This window comes from Streptomyces sp. NPDC020965 (genome assembly GCF_044333555.1).
Classification (GTDB): Bacteria; Actinomycetota; Actinomycetes; order Streptomycetales; family Streptomycetaceae; genus Streptomyces.
In genome coordinates, this window is record NZ_JBIRRE010000004.1 from 396,155 (window position 1) to 416,102 (window position 19,948).

The following is a 19,948-nucleotide window of genomic DNA, read 5'->3' on the forward strand; positions in this document are numbered from 1 at the left end:
CCCGAGGAGCGTCACCGCGCCTCCCGCAGCCGCTCGGCGAAGGCGAGGAGCGCGGCGTACTGGTCGGAGAGGGCGGCCGGCCCGCCGTCGGGGTCCTTGAAGTAGAAGCCGAGTTCGGGGAGCGGGCCGGTGAGGCCGGCTTCATGGGCGCGGGCGGTCAGTCGGGCGAGGTCGAGGATCAGGGGGGCGGCGAGTGCGGAGTCGCAGCCCTGCCAGATGGTCTGGAGGATCATGCGGGAGCCGAGGAAGCCGTCGAAGGCGATGTGGTCCCAGGCGGTCTTCCAGTCGCCGAGGGAGGGGACGTCGTCGATGTGGACCTGACCTTCGGGGGTGTGTCCGAGGGTGTCGGTGAGGACGCGTTCCTTGCCCGCGTTCTTGGCCGCGGCGGCGGCCGGGTCGGCCAGCGCAGCTCCGTCCCCGCCGCCCAGCAGGTTGCTGCCCGACCATGCCCGTACGGACAGGGCTCGTTGGGCGAACATCGGGGCGAGCACGGAACGGAGCAGTGTCTGGCCGGTCTTGCCGTCGCGGCCGGCGTGGGGAAGTCCGCTGGCCGCGACGGTGTCCTGGAGGGCGGGGGTGCGCAGCCCGGTGGAGGGGGTGAAGTTGACGAAGGGGCAGCCGGCTCGGACGGCGGCGGCGGCGTAGAGGGAGCTGGGGGCGAGCCGGGCGGCGTCGGGTGCCTGGAGTGGTTCGGTGGCGGAGACGTTGATGACGACGACGCGGGCGAGGTCGTGCCGGTCGCGGAAGTCGGTGAGGTCGGCGGTGAAGGCGGCGATGAGTTCGTCGTCGGTGCGGGCGTCGCCGGGCTGGGGTCCGCCGAGCCGTATCTCGTCGTCGGCCGTGCCGAGTTCGGGGCCGATGGCCGCCGCGAGGCCGTGGGGCAGGACTCCGGCGGTGGTGAGTTCTTCGGCTCGTTTCGGCAGGGAGCAGTGGGTGATGTCGTGGCCGCCGAAGACGAGTGAGGCGAGGGCGGGTAGCCCGGCGGCGGCGAAGGCCGGGGTCTCGGTGATCATGCCGGTGGGTGGCTGGAGTCCGGCGGTGACGGCGGCGCAGCCGGCGATTGCCGTGGTGGCGACGGAGCCGCGTGCTCCGACGAGCCAGACACCGGTGCGGGTGTCCTGACCGGAGCCCAGGGCGGCGGGGCCGGGGCCCGGGCCGGCTGCGGGGTTCCGGGGTGCGTCCGTGGCTGCCGTGGAGGGTTCGCGGGCCGTGGGTGTGTGCCGGGGTGGTGCGGTGGCGGGCTGGTCGCCGGTGGTGGTCACTCCGGTGTCGGCATGCTCGCCGTCATCCGCATTCTCTTCGACGCGTGCCTGGTCGTTCGTCACGGAGTGCCTCCCTGCCCGGCTCCTGAGGGCTTGTCCCTGAGGGTCTGCTTTGCGCGTTGCTTCTGGCGGCCTGCTTCTTGCGTCTAGCGATCTGGTGCCGTGATCCGGTGCTGCGGTCCGGTGCGGGTGCCGTGGTTTGGTGCGGGTGCCGTGATCCGGTGTTGTGATCCGGTGCCGGTGCTGTGGTGGACCGAGCGGGGTGGTGCGGTTCGGCCGGGTGCGGTTTCCCGGGACCGGTTCCGGCCGGTCGGGTGGACGGCGGGCGGGAGGTACGGCGCCTTCCCGCCCGCCGCCGTCTGGGGGGATCCCCAGGTGATATCCCGCGCGGTCCCGTCCGTCTGGCGGACGGGCGGGACTGCTGCGAAGACATTACCCAGCCGGGAGTTCCTTGAGGAGGATCTTGCGGAACGACACTTGGTCGTCGGCTCCGTGGTTCTGGAGGCCGATGTGTCCGTCCTTCAGGCTGCGCGTCGGGTCGGTGTTGGTGAAGTCGTTGATCTTCGCGCCGTTGAGGAAGAGCTGGAGACGTTCGCCCTGGACCTTGATCTCGTAGCTGTTCCACTGGCCCGGAGGCCGGAGTACCCGGTCGCGGGCCTTGCGGTCCGCGGATTTGGCGCCGTAGACCGCTCCGGTGGTGCGGTCGGGTGCGTCGGAGGCGTCGATCTGGATCTCGTACCCCTTGGTGACGGCCGACCAGGGGTCGTCGGAAGCGGGGAAGCCCACGAAGATTCCGGAGTTGTCGTCCCCGGCGACCTTCCAGTCGAGCTTGAGGGAGTAGGACTTCAGCTCCTTGGCCTGGTACCAGAGCATTCCCATGCCGCCTTCGGTGCGGAGTTCGCCGTCGGCGACGGTGAACTTCCCGGGTCCGGCCTGCTTCCAGCCTTCGGTGGTCTTGCCGTTGAAGATGGCTCGTTCACCGGTTCGGGGTTTGCAGTCGGCCTTGACCTGGCCGGTGGCGTAGCGGAGTCCGCCGAGCAGGTGCTGCCGGAAGGCGGGTTCGGTGTAGGACTCCTTGGTGTGACCGCCTCCGGTGTAGAAGGACCGGCCGCCTTCGTACGTCTGGCACCAGGCGATGGGGTGGTCGCCCTTCATGGTGCCGCCGTCGAAGGTGGTCTCGTCGAGGGTGGCGAGGACGCGGGCCTGCTCACGCGGGTTGGTGCGGTAGTTGTACCACTCGTCGGTGCGCTGCCATTCCTCGCCGAGGTGCTGGGTGGCGGGGTGGCTGTGGTCCTCGACCCGGACGGTCGCGGGCTGGATCCGGGGATGCGAGGTGAAGTAGGCGCCGACGAGTCCGCCGTAGAACTTCCAGTCGTACTCGGTGTCAGCGGCGGCGTGCACGCCCATGTAGCCGCCTCCGGTGGCGACATAGTTCTCGAACGCCTTCTGTTGTTCGGCGTTGAGGACGTCGCCGGTGGTGGAGAGGAAGACGACGGCGTCGTAGCGGGCGAGGTTGCTGGTGGTGAACTGGGCCGCGGTCTCGGTGGAGTCGATGGTGAGGTTGCTGGTCTTGCCGAGTTCCTTGAGGGCGGTGATGCCGGCCGGGATGGAGTCGTGGCGGAAGCCGGCCGTCTTGGAGAAGACGAGGACGCGTTTGGCGGTCCGGTCGGGTGCGCTGTTGGAGAGTTCGAAGTCGTCGAGGTCGTAGAGGGCTCCGGCGCCGCCCTTGAAGACGAGGAAGAGTTCGGTGGTCTTCTTGGGGACGGCCCGTAGGGGTACGTCGATGTCCTGGAAGGTCTCCCAGCCGCCGGTGACGGGTACGGGCGCGGAGCCGAGGATCTTGCCGTTGGCCGAGCCGGTCCGGACTTCGAGGAAGCCGCCGCTTCCGCCGGAGGAGATTCGGGCGGTCAGCTTGGTGGATCCGGTGAGGTTGTACGGCTTGAAGGAGATCCAGTCGTCGTTGTCGATGTCGCCGACGGTCTTACCGCCGTTGGCGGTGGGTTTGTCGTAGGTCCGGATGCCGGAGGAGCCGTTGTAGTGCTCGGCCTGGCGGTGGCGCGGCTGGAGCTGCGCCTGGTCGTGCGTGGTGAGCGGGGCCTGGCCGCCGCCCCCGCCGTCGGTGTACTCGGCGTCGAAGACGCCGAAGATGTTGGCGTTCGGGTCGTGGCCGCCGTCGGAGGAGGTCTTGATGGTGCCCGCACAGCCCCTGGCGGAGGTGATGGGGTGGCCGTGGCTGTCGTGGCCGAGGATGTAGGTGACCTTGACCTTGGCGCAGTCGACGACCCCGTCCTCCGGGTCGGTGACCTTCACCTTGAAGGGGACCTCATCGCCGAAGCCGAAGAGGGCCCCGTCGGCGGGGAGTTCCAGGGTGACCTTGGGTGCGGTGTTCCCGACCACCACGCGGACGCTGGCGGAGCCGGTGCGGCCGGTGGGGTCCTTGGCGGTGACGGTGGCGGTGTAGGTGCCGTTCTTCTTGTACGTGTGGCTGGGGTTGGCGGCGGTGGATTTCCCGCCGTCGCCGAAGTCCCAGCTGTAGGTGAGGGCGTCGCCGTCGCCGTCGGTGGTTCCTTCGGAGGAGAGGTTGACCCGCAGCGGCGCCTTGCCGGAGGTCTTGTTGACACGTGCCTCGGCGACGGGTGAGCGGCCCCCGGTGGCGTTCTCTATGCGGTAGAGGCCGGAGTTGTGGTCGCCGCCGAACCAGGCGGTGCCGTAGTCGAGTACGTAGAGGGCACCGTCCGGACCGAAGGTCATGTCCATGATCTGGGTGCCGGTCCAGGGGAACGGGTTGATGGAGCTGATCGCGCCGTCCGCGCCCTGCTCGATCCGTTTGATCCAGCGGCGGCCGAACTCGCCGGCGAAGTAATCGCCGTCGTACGCCTCCGGGAACTTCACCGGGGACGGGTTGTCCGCGTCGTAGCGGTAGACGGGTCCGCCCATCGGGGACTCGGAGCCGGAGCCCAGCTCGGGCACCGATCCGCCGTCGTAGGGCAGCCATGCCTTCTGCGCGGGCGGCAGCTCGGTGAGCCCGGTGTTGTACGGGGAGTCGTTCTTCGGCGCGGCGCAGTCAAACGGGGCGCCGGAGGTCTTGGTGGCGAAGTCGTAGTCGACGTAGGGCTCGTTGTTGACGCTGCAGAACGGCCAGCCGAAGTTGCCGGGTTCGGTGACGCGGACGAAGCCGACCTTGCCGGCCGGGCCCCGCTTGGGGTCGGCGGCGCCGGCGTCGGGACCGTAATCGCCGACGTAGAGCACTCCGGTCTTCTGGTCGACGCTGAACCGGAACGGGTTGCGGAAGCCCATCGCGTAGATCTCGGGCCGGGTCTTGGCCGTCCCGGGGGCGAAGAGGTTTCCGTCCGGAACGGTGTACGAGCCGTCCTGCCCGACCTTGATGCGCAGGATCTTGCCGCGCAGGTCGTTGGTGTTGCCGGAGGTGCGGCGGGCGTCGTACGCAGGGTTGCGGCCGGGGCGTTCGTCGATGGGGGTGAAGCCGTCGGAGGAGAAGGGGTTGGAGTCGTCGCCGGTGGAGAGGTAGAGGTTCCCCTGGGCGTCGAAGTCGATGTCGCCGCCGACGTGGCAGCAGATGCCCCGGGTGGCGGGGATGTCGAGGATCTTCTTCTCGCTGGCGTTGTCGAGGGTGCCGTCGGCTTTGAGGACGAAGCGGGAAAGCCGGTTGACACCGTCGAACTTGGCGAAGTCGGCCGCGGTTCCGTCGGTGGGCGCATCGCCCGGCGGGGTGTTCATGGGCGGTGCGTAGTAGAGATAGACGAAACGATTCTGTGCAAACCCGGGGTCCAGGCCGATGCCCTGGAGGCCCTCTTCGTCATGGGAGTAGACGGGGACGTTCCCGACGACGCGGGTGTTGCCGGCGCTGTCGGTCATCCGCAGCTCGCCGTTGCGGGAGGTGTGCAGCACGCTGCGGTCGGGGAGTACCGCGAGCGACATCGGCTCGCCCGTCTCTTCACCGCCCTTGGCGAGGGTGACCTGCTGGAACTCTTCGGCCGCGGCGGCCGGCTCGGGGATGTCGGCCGCGGCGGTGACGGGGGCGGAGAAGGCGAGGGAGGTGGCGGCGAGCAGGGTGCCGGTGAGGAGGGCGAGCGCGCGACGCGCCCGTGGTCCTCTTCTGCTGGGGGGAATGTTCAGGTGCACGTGTATTCCTCCGGGATGACCGGTCGAACGGGCGGGGTGCCGTGGAACCGGAGTGCGCCGTCACACCGGGGACCACCTAGGGCCTGTACACATCAGGGACGGTAGACGGGTTCGTCCGGAACGGAAAGCCCTTGTGCAGTGGGGAAGTTCAACTTTCCACCGACGCAGGACAAAGGAGGTTCCGGACAGACCGGACCGGCCCCCCGGCTGGCGGCTCGGCCGCCGGGGGGCCCTTGGGGGCCCGGTTGCGCGGTGGGTCAGTCGCCGCTTCCGAAGGCGGCGTCGAAGGAGGCGGCGGGCGGGTCGAAGTCGAACCGCTTCAGATGGGCGAGCGCCTCCGGGGCGCCGGCCAGTCGGTCCATTCCGGCGTCCTCCCACTCCACCGAGATGGGTCCGTCGTAGCCGATCGAGCGCAGCATCCGGAAGACGTCCTCCCAGGGCACGTCGCCGTGTCCGGCGGAGACGAAGTCCCAGCCGCGCCGCGGGTCGCCCCAGGGCAGATGGGAGCCGAGCCGCCCGCTGCGGCCGTCGAGCCGCTTCCGCGCCTCCTTGCAGTCGACGTGGTAGATCCGGTCCCGGAAGTCGTACAGGAAGCCGACCGGGTCCAGGTCCTGCCAGACGAAATGGCTCGGGTCGAAGTTGAGCCCGAAGGCGGGCCGGTGGCCGACGGCCTCCAGGGCGCGTTGCGTGGTCCAGTAGTCGTAGGCGATCTCGCTGGGGTGGACCTCGTGGGCGAACCGCACCCCTTCGGCGTCGAAGACGTCGAGCACGGGGTTCCAGCGCTCGGCGAAGTCCTCGTACCCCCGTTCGATCATGCGCTGCGGTACGGGCGGGAACATGGCGACCAGATGCCAGATGGACGAGCCGGTGAATCCGACGACGGTGCGCACGCCGAAGGCGGCGGCGGCCCGTGCGGTGTCCTTGAGTTCGGCGGCGGCCCGGCGCCGCACGCCCTCGGGGTCGCCGTCGCCCCAGATCCGGCCGGGCAGGATGTTCTGGTGCCGTTCGTCGATGGGGTTGTCGCAGACGGCCTGGCCGACGAGGTGGTTGGAGATGGCCCAGCAGCGGAGGCCGTACTTCTCCAGCAGCGCGCGTCGGCCGTCGAGGTACGCGGGGTCCGCGAGCGCCTTGTCGACCTCGAAGTGGTCGCCCCAGCAGGCGAGCTCCAGTCCGTCGTAGCCGAAGTCACGGGCGAGCCGGCACACCTCCTCCAGCGGCAGATCGGCCCACTGGCCGGTGAAGAGCGTGAACGGGCGGGGCATGGCGCCTCCCTGAACCGGGGTGACTGGTACGGGTGCCGTACGGATCGCGGGTTGGTGGGTTGGTGGCGGGACGGATGTGCACAGTGGTGGTACGGGGGCGGGCGGGGGCCGGTGCCGTTGGCCCCCGCGGGTGACCGTACGCCGTCAGACCGGTGGCTGTACGGGGGTGTAGACGGCGTTCTCCGCGGCGCTCCGCTCCACCGCGGCGAGCACCCGCTGCACCTGGAGCCCGTCCGCGAAGGACGGCGCGGGTTCGGTGCCGGACGCGATGGCCTCGACGAGGTCCCGTGCCTGGTGGGTGAAGGTGTGCTCGTAGCCGAGTGCGTGCCCCGGGGGCCACCACGCCTCCAGATAGGGATGGTCCGACTCGGTGACGAGGATGCGCCGGAATCCGGAGGACGCGGCGGGTTCGGTGTGATCGTGGAAGGAGAGTTCGTTGAGCCGTTCCAGATCGAAGGCGATCGAACCGAGTTCGCCGTTGATCTCGAACCGCAGGGCGTTCTTGCGGCCGGACGCCATCCGGGTGGCCTCGAAGGAGGCGAGTGCGCCGGCGGTGAAGCGGCCGGTGAAGACGGCCGCGTCGTCGACGGTGACCGCGCCCCGGGCGCCCGTGCTCGCGCCATCGGGCCCGGCCGCCAGCGGACGTTCCCGTACGAAGGTCTCCGACAGGGCGGAGACTCCGGCCAGCGGCTCCCCCGCTAGATGCTGGGCGAGGTCCACGATATGGGCGCCCAGATCGCCCAGCGCCCCGGAGCCGGCGTGTTCGCGCTGGAGTCGCCAGGTCAGCGGGGCCGCCGGGTCGACCAGCCAGTCCTGGAGATAGGTGAAGCGCAGATGGCGCAGGGTGCCGAGGCGGCCCGCGGCGATCAGCCGACGCGCGTACGCGACGGCCGGTACGCGACGGTAGTTGAAGCCGACCATGGCCAGTTGGCCGCGGGTCCTGGCGCGTTCGGCCGCCGCCGTCATCGCTTCGGCCTCGGCGACGGTGTTGGCCAGGGGCTTCTCGCAGAGGACGTGTTTGCCCGCCTCCAGTGCCGCGATGGCGATCTCCGCATGGAGGTCGCCCGGTGTGCAGACGTCGACGAGCTGCACATCGTCCCGGGCGATGAGGTCGCGCCAGTCGGTCTCCGCCGCCGCCCAGCCGTGCCGGTCGGCCGCGGCCCGCACGGCGGACCGGTCACGACCGGCGATGGCGGCGAGTACCGGCCGCAGGGGCAGGTCGAAGACGCGTCCCGCGGTGCGCCACCCCTGGGAGTGGGCGGCGCCCATAAACGCGTAGCCGACCATGCCCACGCCGAGCGTCGGCGGTGCGGCCTCACTGTCCCTCTGTTCCATACGGATTCCTCCTCGTCGGTCTGCACGGTGGGGGGCGGGCGCACCGGTCAGATGAAACCGGTGGGCAGGTACTGGTCGACGTTGTCCTTGGTGACGACGGCGGAGTAGAGGGTGATCGAGGCCGGGATCTCCATTTCGGCCAGGCCACCCACCCCCTTGCCCTGGGCCACCGCGCGGGCCAGGTCGATGGCGGAGGCCGACATCGTCGGCGGGTAGAGCACGGTGGCCTTCAGGACGCTGTCGTCGGCCTTGATGGCGTCCATGGCGGCCTTGGCCCCGGCGCCGCCGACCATCAGGAAGTCCTTGCGGCCGGCCTGGGCGATGGCGCGCAGCGCGCCGACGCCCTGGTCGTCGTCGTGGTTCCACAGCGCGTCGAACTTGCTCTGGGCCTGGAGGAGCTGGGCCATCTTCGCCTGGCCGGACTCGACGGTGAAGTCGGCGGCCTGCCGGGCGACCTTCTTGATGTTGGGGTAGTTCCTGAGGGCGTCGTCGAAGCCCTGGGTGCGCTGTTTGGTGAGTTCGAGGTTGTCGACGCCGGCGAGTTCGACGACCTTGGCGCCGGGCTTGTCCTTGAGCTGCTCGCCGATGAACCGGCCGGCGTTGAGGCCCATGCCGTAGTTGTCACCGCCGATCCAGCAGCGGTACGCCTGTGGGGAGGCGAAGACCCGGTCCAGGTTGATGACGGGGATGCCCGCCTTCATGGCCTGGAGGCCGACCTGGGTGAGGGCCTTGCCGTCGGCGGGAAGGATGACGAGGACGTCGACCTTCTTGTTGATGAGGGTCTGGATCTGGCCGATCTGGGCGGCGGTGTCGTTGGAGCCCTCGGTGATCTCCAGGGTGACGTCGGAGTACTTCTTCGCCCGGGAGCGGGCGTTGTCGTTGATGGCGTTGAGCCAGCCGTGGTCGGCCTGGGGGCCCGCGAAGCCGATGGTGACGGCCTTGCCGGGCTTGTCATCGGCGACGGGTGCACGGTCGGCGGCCGTGTTGTCGGGCTTATCGGGTTCATTGCTGGTGCAGGCGGTGAGCAGGGCTCCGGCGGAGACGGCCGCGGTTCCGAAGAGGAGCCCTCTGCGACTGGGGATCGTTCGTTCTGGCATGGCGGAATCAACCCTTCCGGGTGGGTGGGGTGAGGGTGGTGAATCAGCGGGTGGCAGGGGGGAACGGGAGGGAAGGAGACGGGTGCCGGGGGTCAGCCTTCGCCGCTGCCCCTGAGGGTCCGGTGCTGCACCAGCACGGCGGCCACGATGATCGCGCCCTTGGCGATCTGCTGGACCGCACTCTCCAGGTTGTTGAGGGCGAAGATGTTGGTGATCGTGGTGAAGATCAGAACGCCGAGGACGGAGCCGACGATGGTGCCCCGGCCGCCGCTGAGCAGGGTGCCGCCGATGATCGCGGCGGCGATGGCGTCGAGTTCGTACAGATTGCCGTTGGTGTTCTGGCCGGAGCCGGCCAGCACGATCAGCATGAAGGCGGCGATACCGCAGCAGAGTCCGGAGAGCAGATAGAGATAGAGCCGCTGGCGACGGACGTCGATACCGGCGAGGCGGGCGGCCTCCGCATTGCCGCCGACGGCGAAGGTGCGCCGCCCGAACGTCGTACGGTTCAGCAGCAGCCAGCCGGCCACCACGACGGCGGCGAACACCAGCACCAGCGGCGGGATGCCGAGGATGTAGGCGTCCTTGACGCCGAGGTCGAGCACCGAGTCCACGGTGACGATCTGCGTCTTGCCGTCGGTGATCTGGAGGGCCAGGCCCCGGGCGGACGCGAGCATGGCGATGGTGGCGATGAAGGGCACCATCCCGCCGTACGCGATGAGCATCCCGTTGACCAGCCCGCAGCCCAGGCCCACCATCACCGCCGTGAACAGGATGCCGGCGAAGCCGTACTCCTGGGTGGCAAGGGTGGTGGCCCAGACCGAGGCCAGCGCCACGATCGCGCCGACCGACAGATCGATGCCACCGCTGGTGATCACGAACGTCATGCCGACGGTGACGACACCGATGATGGACGCCTGCGTGAGGACGAGTTGGAGATTGCTCGTCGCGAGGAACTCGTCGGGCTTGGTGAGACCGCCGACGACGATCAGGGCGACGAGCACCCCGAGCAGCGAGAGATTGCGGACATCGGCGCGGAGTCCGAACGGGATGCGCCGGCCCCCGCGCTCCGGCGGCCCCTCCTTCTCCAGGGTGATCGGCGTGGACTGCTGCGCCGGAGTGGCTGGCTGTGTCATGCCGACGGGCTCCCTTCCATCACGAGGTCGAGTACACGGTGCTCATCGAGTTCACGGGCGTCGGCCGTGTGCACGACGCTGCCCTCGCGCAGCACCAGCACCCGGTCGGCGAGGCCCAGGACTTCGGGGACCTCGCTGGATACGAGCAGGACGGCCAGGCCCTCGTCGGCGAGCCCGCGGATCACCGCGTACAGCTCCGCGCGCGCTCCGACGTCGACGCCCCGGGTGGGTTCGTCCAGGAGGAGTACCTTGCAGCCGCGCAGCAGCCAGCGGGCGAGGACGGCCTTCTGCTGGTTGCCGCCGGAGAGCGTACGGATCCGGGCGTCGGGGTTGTCGGGCCGCAGGGAGAGTTCCCGGGTGGCCCGCTGGGCGGCGGCCCGTTCGGCGCCGCGGTCGAGCCAGCCGGCGCGGGAGAAGCGGGAGAGGGAGGAGATCGACACATTGCGGGTGACGGTCTCGGTCAGCAGCAGGCCCTGGGCCTTGCGCTCCTCGGGGGCGAGGCCGATGCCGGCGCGCACGGCGGAGCGCACACTGCCGGGGCGCAGGGGCGCGCCGTCGACCAGGACGCGTCCGGCGGTGGGCTTCCGGGCGCCGTAGATGGTCTCCAGGATCTCGGAGCGGCCGGAGCCGACGAGTCCGGCGAGGCCGACGATCTCCCCGGGGCGCAGTTCCAGGTCGACCGGGGCGAACTCGCCCTTCCGGGTGAGCCCTTCGACCCTGAGGACGGGTGGCAGTCCGGCGCCGCTGCCGGGGGCCGGGCGCTCGGGGAAGACGTACTCGACGTTCCGTCCGGTCATCAGGGCGACGACCTCGCTGGTCGGGGTGGTCCTGGCGGGGAGTCCGACGGCGACGGCCCGGCCGTCCTTGAGGACGGTGACCCGGTCGCCGATGCGGCGGATCTCCTCCAGGCGGTGGGAGATGTAGACGACGGCGACGCCGGCCGCGGTGAGATCGCCGACGATGCGGAAGAGGTTGGCGACCTCGTCGGGGTCGAGGGCCGCGGACGGCTCGTCCATCACGATCAGCCGTACGTCGTGGGAGAGGGCGCGGGCCATGGAGACGATCTGCCGCTGGGCCGCGGAGAGGTCGCCGACGAGCCGGCCGGGGTCAACCTCGGGGTGGCCGAGGCGTTGGAGGAGGGTGGCGGTGGCGGCCTTCTCCTCGGCACCCCGGACGACGAATCCCGCGGTGGTGGGTTCGTGGCCGAGATAGACGTTCTCGGCGACGGAGAGCCCTTCGACCAGGTCGAGTTCCTGGTAGATGGTGGCGATACCGAGCCGCATGGCGGCGATGGGCGAGCTGAGGCTGACCTCATCGGCACGCCAGGTGATGGTGCCGCCGTCCGGCTGGTGGGCGCCGGCGAGCACTTTGATCAGGGTGGACTTGCCCGCGCCGTTCTGCCCGAGGAGGCAGTGCACTTCGCCGGCCTGGACCTGGAGGTCCACGCCGTCGAGCGCGCGGACGCCGGGGAAGGACTTGGTGATGCCGGACATGGTGAGCAGGGGTGGTTCTGGTGCCATGACAAATCCCCTCGGCAGGTGCGGCCGGTGAGCGGAGTCGTTCGAGTACGCGGTGGTGCGTGCGGGGGCACTCGTGAGGTGTGGGTGAGGTGCTCATGGTGAGCGGGGGCGCCCTGGGACGCGAGGGGCGCCGTCAGCGCCCCCGGTCGGTGCCGTGGTGGCGCCCGGGGACGGCCGCGGAATCGCCGGTGATACCGGCGAGCGGCTGATGCGGCTGATGCGGCTGATGCGAGCTGTACAGGCCGTGCGGGTGCTGCGAGCAGTGCGGGTCTACGGGCTGTGCAGGTCTCGGGCGAAACGGGCTGTTCCGGCGGGGGTGCCCGGCGCCGCAGGGTGTGGGCCGATGGCGGGGCGGGACCGGTGCTGGTCCCAGGAAGGTGGCGTTACGGGACGGGTGGCGTTACGGGACGGGTGGCGGTTCGGGTGGGGTTACGGGATGGGCGGTCCCCCCGGCGGTGCCGGGGCGTGGCGTCACGGGGCGGGTGGTGCCGGTCGGAGCGGGTGGGCGTCGTCGGCCCATCAGGCGGGTGAGAACAGGTGGTCGCTGATGAGCCGGGCCGCGCCGATGACCCCGGCCACCGCTCCCAACTCCCCCAGCACGATGGGCAGGTTGCCGGTCGCCAGTGGCAGCGAACGGCGGTAGACCTGGGTCCGTACGCTCGCCAGCAGAGTGTGTCCGAGGCCGGTCACCCCGCCGCCTATCACCACCAGTCCCGGGTTGAAGAAGCTGACGAGTCCGGCGATGACCTGACCCACCCGGTCGCCGCCCTCACGGATGAGTTCGAGCGAGGTGGTGTCGCCCGCCGCCGCAGCCGCGGCGACATCGACGGCGGTGAGCCGCCCGGCCGCGACGAGGCGTTCGGCCAGCTCGGGTGACCGGCCGGCGCGGGCCGCGTCCTCGGCGTCCCGGGCGAGCGCCGCGCCGCTGAAGTGGGCCTCCAGACAGCCCTTGTTGCCGCAGGCGCAGGCGCGGCCGTAGGGGTCGACCTGGATGTGTCCGATATCGCCCGCGCTGCCCGTCGTACCCCGGTAGACCTCACCGCCGACGACGATGCCGCAGCCGATTCCCGTACCGATCTTGATGCAGAGGAAGTCGGCGACGGATCGTGCGACGCCGGCGTGCTGCTCCCCCACCGCCATCAGATTCACGTCGTTGTCGACCATGACGGGACAGCCGAGGTCCTGGCTCAGGGCCTCGCGGACGGGGAAGCCGTCCCAGCCCGGCATGATCGGCGGAGCGACCGGGACGCCTTCGGGGAAGCGGACCGGCCCCGGCACGCCGATGCCCGCGCCATCGAACCCCTCGGCGAGCCCGGTGGCCTTGAGCTTGGTCGCCATCGACAGCGCCTGCTCGAAGATCGCGACCGGTCCCTCCCGTACGTCCATGGGGTGGTTGAGGTGCCCGAGCACTTCCAGTTCCGCGTTGGTGACGGCGACATCGATGGAGGTGGCGCCGATGTCGATGCCGAGGAAGCGCAGCGCGGGTGCGAGGCGGATGTTGTGCGAGCGGCGGCCACCGCGGGAGGCGGCGAGGCCGTCGGCGACGACCAGACCCGTCTCCAGCAGTCGGTCGACCTCCACGGCGAGTTTGGACCGGGAGAGATCGACCAGATCGCCGAGCTGGGCGCGGGAGCTGGGCCCTCCGTCGCGCAACAGCCTCAGTAGACGCGCCTGGTGCGCGTTGGCGGGTCGTGCGGTCATGCGTCTCAACTGCCCCTCCCCTCCCCTGGCCTTCGGCGTTGGGGAACCCGTTCGGCTCTCACTGATCAGGCTTTCGAGGGGAACGTAGCAGCGCTTTCCCCGAGTGGGAAGAACTTGCGCAGAGTTCCGGCACAACTTTTTCCACACTCGGGACAAAGATGGGTGCGATCGGCTGACGCACCGAGCGAATCGGCCTCCGGTGAACGGTGCTTCCCTCGGCGCCCGACGAACCGAGGCGCCCTCAGCGTCCGCCCGACCACCCGAGGCGCCCCCGGTGTCCCACCAACCGAGGCGCCCTCCGTGTCTCGCCCGACCACCCGAGGCGCCCTCAGCGCCCCTCCGCCGCCAGCAGCTCAGCCAACCGGTCGAGGAAGACGCGCTGCCCCGCCACGAGTCGGTGCCGCGCCTCCTCCGGTGTGAACCACTCAGCCCGGTCGACCTCCGGGAACTCCCGCGTCAGCCCGGAGTGCGGCGGCCACTCCGTGGTGAAGGTGCCGGGCACCACCAGGGAGGTGTCGAGGTCGCCCGCCAGCGCCCAGATGGTGACGATCTTGCCGTTGGGCTGGCGCGCCTCCCCGAGCGGCAGCCACTCCCCCGGCGGCGGGGCGAGCCCCAACTCCTCCTCGAACTCCCGCCGGGCCGCCGCCGCGGGCTCCTCCTCCGAGGTGTACTGCCCCTTCGGCACCGACCACGCGGCGGCGTCCCGGTCCTGCCAGAACGGCCCTCCCATATGAGCGATCAGCACTTCGAAACCAGCGCCACCAGCGCCACCGGTGCTGCCATCGCCGCCGTCGCCGTCGTCGGCCCGCTCACGGAACAGCAGCAGTCCCGCACTCCGCACAGCCACCATGACACCCCGTTCGTTCCCGTCCAGGCCGACGACGATACGGCAGGGCCGGCGCCTCGGGCCGGGGGCTCGTCGGCACCGGGCGCCGGGGAGGGGAGCCTTCAGTAGGCGCGCGCCACGACGGCGATATTGCCCGGCTGGTCGTCGGATTCGGGCACCGACCCGTCCGCGGCGATCAGGCACCGTACGGTCACCGCGTGGTCCGCGAGCCTGGTCTCACCCGCCTCGCCGAGCGTCGCCCACGGGATGCGCGCCCAGTTGCCCGCGGTGGCGGCCTCGATGGCCTCCTCGATCGTCGAGACGTCCGTGGTCCGGGATTCCCGGCGCTCGCGGGACTGCCTCAGCAACAGGGCCTGGTCCTCTTCGAGGATCCCGGGGAGCGCGTCCGCGAGCGTGTCGAGCGCCACCGGCTCCTTCCCGCCGGGGATCCGGCGGGCCAGCATCGCGGTGCCGTTCGCCAGATCGCGGGGGCCGATCTCGATGCGGACGGGCACGCCCTTCAGCTCCCAGTCGACGGCGCGGCGCCCGAAGGGGATGTCCGTGCGGTCGTCCACCCGGACCCGGACGCCGGCCGCCTTCAGCCGGTCGCCGACCTCACGGACCTTGGCCAGCACCGCCTCATCCCCCTTGATCGCCAGCACAACGGCCTGGATCTGCGCCAGGCGCGGCGGCACCCGGAGCCCGTTGTCGTCGCCGTGCATCATCACCAGGGCGCCGATCATGCGGGTGGTCGAGCCCCAGGAGGTCTGCCAGACCAGTTCCTGCTTGCCTTCCTTCGACAGGTAACGGGTGTTGAATGCCTTGGCGAAGTTCTGTCCCAGCTCGTGGCTGGTGGCCATCTGCAGGGCCTTGCCATCGCCCATCATGCCCTCGAGCGTGAGCGTGTTGACGGCCCCGGCAAAGCGCTCCTTGACGGTCTTGCGCCCGGGGACGACGTCCATGGCGAGGACGTTCACCATGAAGTCCTCGTAGACCTCGCGGTGGATGTGGGAGGCGAACTCGCGCGCGTCCTCGTAGGTGGCGTGCGCGGTGTGGCCCTCCTGCCACAGGAACTCGCTCGTCCGGAGGAAGAGCCGGGGGCGCAGCTCCCAGCGGACCACGTTCGCCCACTGGTTGATCAGCAGGGGCAGGTCCCGGTAGCTCTGCACCCACTTCGAGAAGTAGTCGTTGACGATCATCTCGGAGGTGGGACGGACGACCGCGGGCTCCTCCAGCTCCTTGCCGCCGCCGTGGGTGACGACCGCCAGCTCGGGCGCGAAGCCCTCGACGTGGTCGGCCTCCTTGGTGAGGTACGACTGCGGGATCAGCAGCGGGAAGTACGCGTTCTCCGTACCCGTTTCCTTGATGCGGGTGTCCAGTTCGGACTGGATCCGCTCCCACAGCCCGTATCCGTACGGTCGGATGACCATGGTGCCGCGCACCGGACCGTTGTCGGCCAGTTCGGCCTTGGTGATCAGATCCTGGTACCAGCGCGGGAAGTCGTCCGCCCTGGGTGTGAGCACGGGTGCTTTAGCCATGGGGCGGATGGTACGGCTCGGGGCGGACCCCGGGCGAATCACCGCCCCGTCGCCTCCGGGACCGCCACGACGAGGGCGAACGACGAGATCATGGCGGAGGTTCCGCGCCCCGCGGAGTGGGCGCGGGGCGACGGTCCGGCCCGCGCCGCACAGCCTTCGGCGACACGCTTCAGGGGCAGCGGATGATCTGGCCGGCGTACGAGAGGTTGCCGCCGAAGCCGAACAGCAGCACCGGGTCGCCGGAGGAGATCTCGCCGCGCTCGACCAGCTTGGCGAGGGCCAGCGGGATGGAGGCGGCCGAGGTGTTGCCCGAGTCGACGACATCGCGGGCGATGACGGCGTTCACGGCGCCGATCTTCTGGGCGACGGGTTCGATGATCCGCAGATTGGCCTGGTGCAGGACGACAGCGGCCAGTTCCTCCGGCAGCACCCCGCCGCGTTCGCAGACCTTGCGGGCGATCGGCGGCAGTTGGGTGGTGGCCCAGCGGTAGACGGCCTGGCCCTCCTGGGCGAAGCGGGGCGGGGTGCCCTCGATCCGTACGGCGTGGCCCATGGAGGGAACCGAACCCCACAGCACCGGGCCGATGCCCGGCTCCTCGCCCTCCCGGGTCGCCTCGACGACGGCGGCGCCGGCGCCATCACCGGTGAGGACACAGGTGGTGCGGTCGCTCCAGTCGGTCACGGCGGTCATTTTGTCCGCGCCGATGACCAGCACCCGGTCGGCAGAGCCGGCCCGTACGGCATGGTCGGCGGTGGCGAGGGCGTGGGTGAACCCGGCGCAGACGACGTTCAGGTCCATCACGGCGGGCGACGTCATGCCGAGCCGGGCGGCGACCCGGGCGGCCGTGTTCGGCGAGCGGTCGATCGCGGTGGAGGTGGCGACGAGCACGAGCCCGATGTCCTCGGGGGTGAGCCCGGCGGCGGCCAGCGCCTTCGCCCCGGCGTGCGCGGCCAGCTCGTCCACCGGCTCGTCGTCCGCCGCGCGGTGCCGGGTGCGGATACCGACGCGGGTGCGGATCCATTCGTCGCTGGTGTCGACCAGCACCGCCAGGTCCTCGTTGGTGAGCACTCCGGCGGGCTGATAGTGCCCGAGTGCGGCGATACGTGAACCGAGCATGTGGGGATCCCCTCCTGCGGGCACTGGAATAGCCCAGTCTTGGCTGCTACCACCCGGTACGACGGCAGGTGATCCCACAGGATTCCAACCCCGGAATTTGGCACTTCCCCAACGGTGCCCAGTAAACGGGGCGCCCCCGGGGGCTTTCCCTCCGCACGGAAGCGGAAGAATAACGTCGCCGTGGCCGGCCACCCGCGCGAGCTGGTGACCTGAGGCAGTCAAAACGTCACGTAAAGCCACGGCGTCTGCCATCGAGACTATCCGACGGGCGCAACCGACGCCTCACAGCCACCGGCTGAATACACAGAAGCGGAATCGATCACCATGGGACGGGCCACCGAACGCCGCCGCACCCTCCGCATCCGGGACGGTGCCGTTTCGTCCCGGCCCGACACCCTGGTGGCCGAGGAGCCGATGGAGATCCGCCTGAACGGCAGACCCCTCGCCATCACCATGCGCACCCCCGGCGACGACTTCGCGCTCGCGGCCGGATTCCTGGTCAGTGAGGGAGTGATCGGCGCGGCGGACGACGTCCGTTCGATCGTGTACTGCGCGGGGGCCACCGCCGACGGGGTGAACACGTACAACGTGGTGGACGTCCGGCTCGCGCCCGGAGTCGAGGTGCCGGACATCACTCTGGAGCGCCATGTCTACACCACGTCGTCGTGCGGCCTCTGTGGCAAGGCCAGTCTGGACGCCGTACGGACGACCACGCGTTTCCCGATCGGCGACACTCCCCGGCTCCGCCTCGATCCGGCTCTGCTCGCGGATCTCCCCGACCGGCTGCGGGCGGCCCAGCGGGTCTTCGACCGGACCGGCGGACTCCATGCGGCGGCGCTCTTCTCCGAGACGGGTGAGCTGCTCGACGCCCGGGAGGACGTCGGGCGGCACAACGCCGTGGACAAGCTGGTCGGCCGGGCGCTGCGGGACGGGGGGCTGCCGCTGTCCCGGGCGATTCTGCTCGTCTCGGGGCGCGCGTCGTTCGAACTGGCCCAGAAGGCCGTGATGGCCGGTATCCCGGTGCTCGCGGCCGTCTCGGCGCCGTCCTCGCTCGCCGTGGATCTGGCGGCCGAGACCGGTCTGACCCTGATCGGGTTCCTGCGCGGCCCGAACATGAACGTGTACGCGGGCGAGGAGCGGATCGTGCTGGGCGGCGGGGCCTGAGGGCGTGCCCTCGCGTGGGGTCGCCCGGCCGCCGCGGGGATGGTCCTGGCCGACCTTTCCCCGCGTCGGTCGGTGAGGGCCAGGCCCCCGGCGGTCGGTGGTACGGGCCGGGGCGGGTCAACCAGCGGTCGGGTCCGCCGGTCTGGTGGGCCAGCGGTCGGATCCGCCGGTCCGCTGCGGCCGGTGGGACGGGCCCGGTCCCGTCAGCCGCCACGAACCCGCCCCGCCCCCACTCGTGACTACGCCGAGGACCCGCCCCGGCCCCCCGCTCGTGACTACGCCACGGGTCCGAGGTCGCCCTCGTAGCGGGTGCGGATGATCGGGGGCCGGTCCCAGAGGGCGAGGATCTCGTTGGCGAGGTCCACGATCGGAAGCGTGGACGGATTGCCGTGCGCCTCGATGGCGGCGGCCGATAGGCCGCGCGGGACGGCTCCGGCGTCGAGGAGGACGCGCCAGTCGTCCGGCCCCAGCTCCAGGAACTCCAGTCCGGTCAGCTCGGCGATCTCCAGCGGGTCGGCGAGCGTGCCGGGATAGGCGGCGAGGGTCCGCAGTCGGGGCAGCCCGATGACGGGGGCGAGCGATACCGGCTCGCCCTCCCACACGCCGATGCTGAGCACCTCCAGCCCTTCGTGGGCGGCGGCTTCGACGCTCGGCAGGCCGTGGATGTTCACCCAGGCCACGGGCGGCGGCGGCTCCTCTCGAGGGGCGCCGCGCCCTTGCTTGTGCCCGTTGACGACCAGGTCCGTGAGGGAGTCGGCGACGAGCCCGGCACCGATGCACTCCTCATGGTTGAGGATGATGATCTGTCCGATGTGTCCCCGCGGGCCCGGTGTCAGGTCGACCGCGATCCGGTCGCCGCCGCCGCTGTCGCCGAAGGCGATCCAGCCGGGCGAGCCGACCAGCCCCTGGACCGCGGCGTCGGGCGGGGTCTCGACCGCCTCCATCGCCGCGAGCTCCCAGGGCCACGCGCGGGAGGGCACATCGGCGATGCTCAGTTCGTCGAGCGAGTACAGCTCGCAGCCGACCGCCGAGAAGACACGGCACGCCGCGTCGTAGTCGTCGCCCCAGTCCTCCCAACGCGCCCGCACCACCCGGAAGACGGCTTTGAGCTCATCGGGCAGTGCGATGCCGAGGCGCGCCTCCGCGGCGGCGATCTCCGCATCGGTGGCGCCGATGGCGTCGGGCAGCCGCTCGCGGAGCGTCCGCTCCAGTGCCGCCGGATCCACCGGCGGTGCCGGTGACGCGCCGGGCGCCGGGACGGGGAGGCGGCGCCAGGGCTCGGGGAGGGCGCCATCGACCAGGATGAGCGAGCCCGGGTACGGATTACCGATGCCGGGCTCCACGGCGGGGCTGTCGGCGAGCAGGTACAGCACGGTCTTCCCGGTCGGTGCGATCTCCGCCGTGAACGAGATGTCGTCGACGCCGATGTCCGCGAGGGCGTTCAGCACCGGCTGTACCGCGTCGAGTTCGTCGCGCGCGTTGTCGGGCCGGGCGGCTCCGTCGGGCGTCGGAGGCTGTCGCCGCGGGGGCAGGCTCCAGCCCTGCGGGCCGATCCGTCCGGCCACGCGACAATCGGTGGTGGTGCTCTCCGCGTTACCGGCTCGCAGGAGTCGTAGCACGGGCTCCCAGGTCGCGAAGTCGTGTATTGAGGGCAAGAGTTGGCCTCCGGTCGTTCCGGTGCTCGTTCGGGCGGGCGCGTCGTGACGGTGATTGTCGCGGACAGGGCGCACGGGCGGTGCGAGCGCCCCCACCAGGCGCCCCCACCAGGCGCCCCCAGCAGGCACCCCCACCGGGCGCCCCAGCAGGACCCAGGCCCCCGCAGGCGCCCGGCACCCCAGCGGCGGGCGGTC

Annotated in this window: 13 protein-coding genes; 1 reads left to right on the forward strand and 12 read right to left on the reverse strand. The window is 70.8% G+C overall.

Features of this window, described 5'->3' with window-relative positions; all coding sequences use genetic code 11:
• Nucleotides 1-11: 11 nt before the first annotated feature.
• The 11 genes from ACH4S7_RS15540 to ACH4S7_RS15590 all read right to left on the reverse strand — a co-directional run bounded on the left by ACH4S7_RS15540 (nucleotide 12) and on the right by ACH4S7_RS15590 (nucleotide 16,934).
• Nucleotides 12-1,133, reverse strand: coding sequence for an inositol-3-phosphate synthase (locus tag ACH4S7_RS15540; RefSeq protein WP_398521888.1), 1,122 nt, complete (start codon nucleotides 1,131-1,133; stop codon nucleotides 12-14).
• A gap of 561 nt (nucleotides 1,134-1,694) precedes the next feature.
• Nucleotides 1,695-5,405 carry a ThuA domain-containing protein gene (locus tag ACH4S7_RS15545; RefSeq protein WP_398521679.1) on the reverse strand — a complete coding sequence of 1,237 codons (3,711 nt, stop codon included), beginning with the start codon at nucleotides 5,403-5,405 and terminating at the stop codon, nucleotides 1,695-1,697.
• A 257-nt stretch (nucleotides 5,406-5,662) separates the two neighbouring features.
• On the reverse strand, nucleotides 5,663-6,667 hold the full coding sequence (locus tag ACH4S7_RS15550) for a sugar phosphate isomerase/epimerase family protein (protein ID WP_398521680.1): 1,005 nt from the start codon (nucleotides 6,665-6,667) through the stop codon (nucleotides 5,663-5,665).
• 144 nt (nucleotides 6,668-6,811) lie between these two features.
• Nucleotides 6,812-8,002, reverse strand: a complete 1,191-nt coding sequence (locus ACH4S7_RS15555; protein ID WP_398521681.1) for a Gfo/Idh/MocA family protein — start codon at nucleotides 8,000-8,002, stop codon at nucleotides 6,812-6,814.
• A 47-nt stretch (nucleotides 8,003-8,049) separates the two neighbouring features.
• On the reverse strand, nucleotides 8,050-9,099 hold the full coding sequence (locus tag ACH4S7_RS15560; RefSeq protein WP_398521682.1) for a substrate-binding domain-containing protein: 1,050 nt from the start codon (nucleotides 9,097-9,099) through the stop codon (nucleotides 8,050-8,052).
• A gap of 92 nt (nucleotides 9,100-9,191) precedes the next feature.
• Nucleotides 9,192-10,232 carry an ABC transporter permease gene (locus ACH4S7_RS15565; RefSeq protein WP_398521683.1) on the reverse strand — a complete coding sequence of 347 codons (1,041 nt, stop codon included), beginning with the start codon at nucleotides 10,230-10,232 and terminating at the stop codon, nucleotides 9,192-9,194.
• Nucleotides 10,229-11,752 (reverse strand): sugar ABC transporter ATP-binding protein, encoded by a 1,524-nt coding sequence (locus tag ACH4S7_RS15570; protein ID WP_398521684.1) that lies wholly within the window; start codon nucleotides 11,750-11,752, stop codon nucleotides 10,229-10,231. The genes ACH4S7_RS15565 and ACH4S7_RS15570 overlap by 4 nt, the downstream gene beginning before the upstream one ends.
• Before the next feature lie 519 nt (nucleotides 11,753-12,271).
• Complete coding sequence (locus ACH4S7_RS15575) at nucleotides 12,272-13,453, reverse strand: ROK family protein (RefSeq protein WP_398521685.1); 1,182 nt, start codon at nucleotides 13,451-13,453, stop codon at nucleotides 12,272-12,274.
• A 328-nt stretch (nucleotides 13,454-13,781) separates the two neighbouring features.
• Nucleotides 13,782-14,303 carry an NUDIX domain-containing protein gene (locus ACH4S7_RS15580; RefSeq protein WP_398521686.1) on the reverse strand — a complete coding sequence of 174 codons (522 nt, stop codon included), beginning with the start codon at nucleotides 14,301-14,303 and terminating at the stop codon, nucleotides 13,782-13,784.
• Between the two features lie 98 nt (nucleotides 14,304-14,401).
• The gene (gene proS / locus ACH4S7_RS15585; protein WP_398521687.1) at nucleotides 14,402-15,817 is read right to left on the reverse strand and encodes a proline--tRNA ligase; all 1,416 of its coding nucleotides are present in this window, start codon (nucleotides 15,815-15,817) and stop codon (nucleotides 14,402-14,404) included.
• 169 nt (nucleotides 15,818-15,986) lie between these two features.
• Nucleotides 15,987-16,934: a beta-ketoacyl-ACP synthase III gene (locus ACH4S7_RS15590; RefSeq protein WP_398521688.1), complete on the reverse strand. Its 948-nt coding sequence runs from the start codon at nucleotides 16,932-16,934 to the stop codon at nucleotides 15,987-15,989.
• 324 nt (nucleotides 16,935-17,258) lie between these two features.
• Between ACH4S7_RS15590 and fdhD the strand changes: the two genes are divergently transcribed.
• On the forward strand, nucleotides 17,259-18,098 hold the full coding sequence (fdhD, locus tag ACH4S7_RS15595) for a formate dehydrogenase accessory sulfurtransferase FdhD (RefSeq protein ID WP_398521689.1): 840 nt from the start codon (nucleotides 17,259-17,261) through the stop codon (nucleotides 18,096-18,098).
• Between the two features lie 275 nt (nucleotides 18,099-18,373).
• Here the strand turns inward: fdhD and ACH4S7_RS15600 are convergent, their stop codons facing one another.
• Nucleotides 18,374-19,753: an SMI1/KNR4 family protein gene (locus tag ACH4S7_RS15600; RefSeq protein WP_398521690.1), complete on the reverse strand. Its 1,380-nt coding sequence runs from the start codon at nucleotides 19,751-19,753 to the stop codon at nucleotides 18,374-18,376.
• Nucleotides 19,754-19,948 lie beyond the last annotated feature (195 nt).

What these genes read in the sequence shown, in the direction of transcription:
- ACH4S7_RS15550 (WP_398521680.1), bottom strand. Translation starts at nt 6,667, where the DNA reads ATGCCCCGCCCGTTCACGCTCTTCACCGGCCAGTGGGCCGATCTGCCG.
- ACH4S7_RS15555 (WP_398521681.1), bottom strand. Translation starts at nt 8,002, where the DNA reads ATGGAACAGAGGGACAGTGAGGCCGCACCGCCGACGCTCGGCGTGGGC.
- ACH4S7_RS15560 (WP_398521682.1), bottom strand. Translation starts at nt 9,099, where the DNA reads ATGCCAGAACGAACGATCCCCAGTCGCAGAGGGCTCCTCTTCGGAACC.
- ACH4S7_RS15565 (WP_398521683.1), bottom strand. Translation starts at nt 10,232, where the DNA reads ATGACACAGCCAGCCACTCCGGCGCAGCAGTCCACGCCGATCACCCTG.
- ACH4S7_RS15570 (WP_398521684.1), bottom strand. Translation starts at nt 11,752, where the DNA reads ATGGCACCAGAACCACCCCTGCTCACCATGTCCGGCATCACCAAGTCC.
- ACH4S7_RS15575 (WP_398521685.1), bottom strand. Translation starts at nt 13,453, where the DNA reads ATGACCGCACGACCCGCCAACGCGCACCAGGCGCGTCTACTGAGGCTG.
- ACH4S7_RS15580 (WP_398521686.1), bottom strand. Translation starts at nt 14,303, where the DNA reads ATGGTGGCTGTGCGGAGTGCGGGACTGCTGCTGTTCCGTGAGCGGGCC.
- proS (WP_398521687.1), bottom strand. Translation starts at nt 15,817, where the DNA reads ATGGCTAAAGCACCCGTGCTCACACCCAGGGCGGACGACTTCCCGCGC.
- ACH4S7_RS15590 (WP_398521688.1), bottom strand. Translation starts at nt 16,934, where the DNA reads ATGCTCGGTTCACGTATCGCCGCACTCGGGCACTATCAGCCCGCCGGA.
- fdhD (WP_398521689.1), top strand. Translation starts at nt 17,259, where the DNA reads ATGGGACGGGCCACCGAACGCCGCCGCACCCTCCGCATCCGGGACGGT.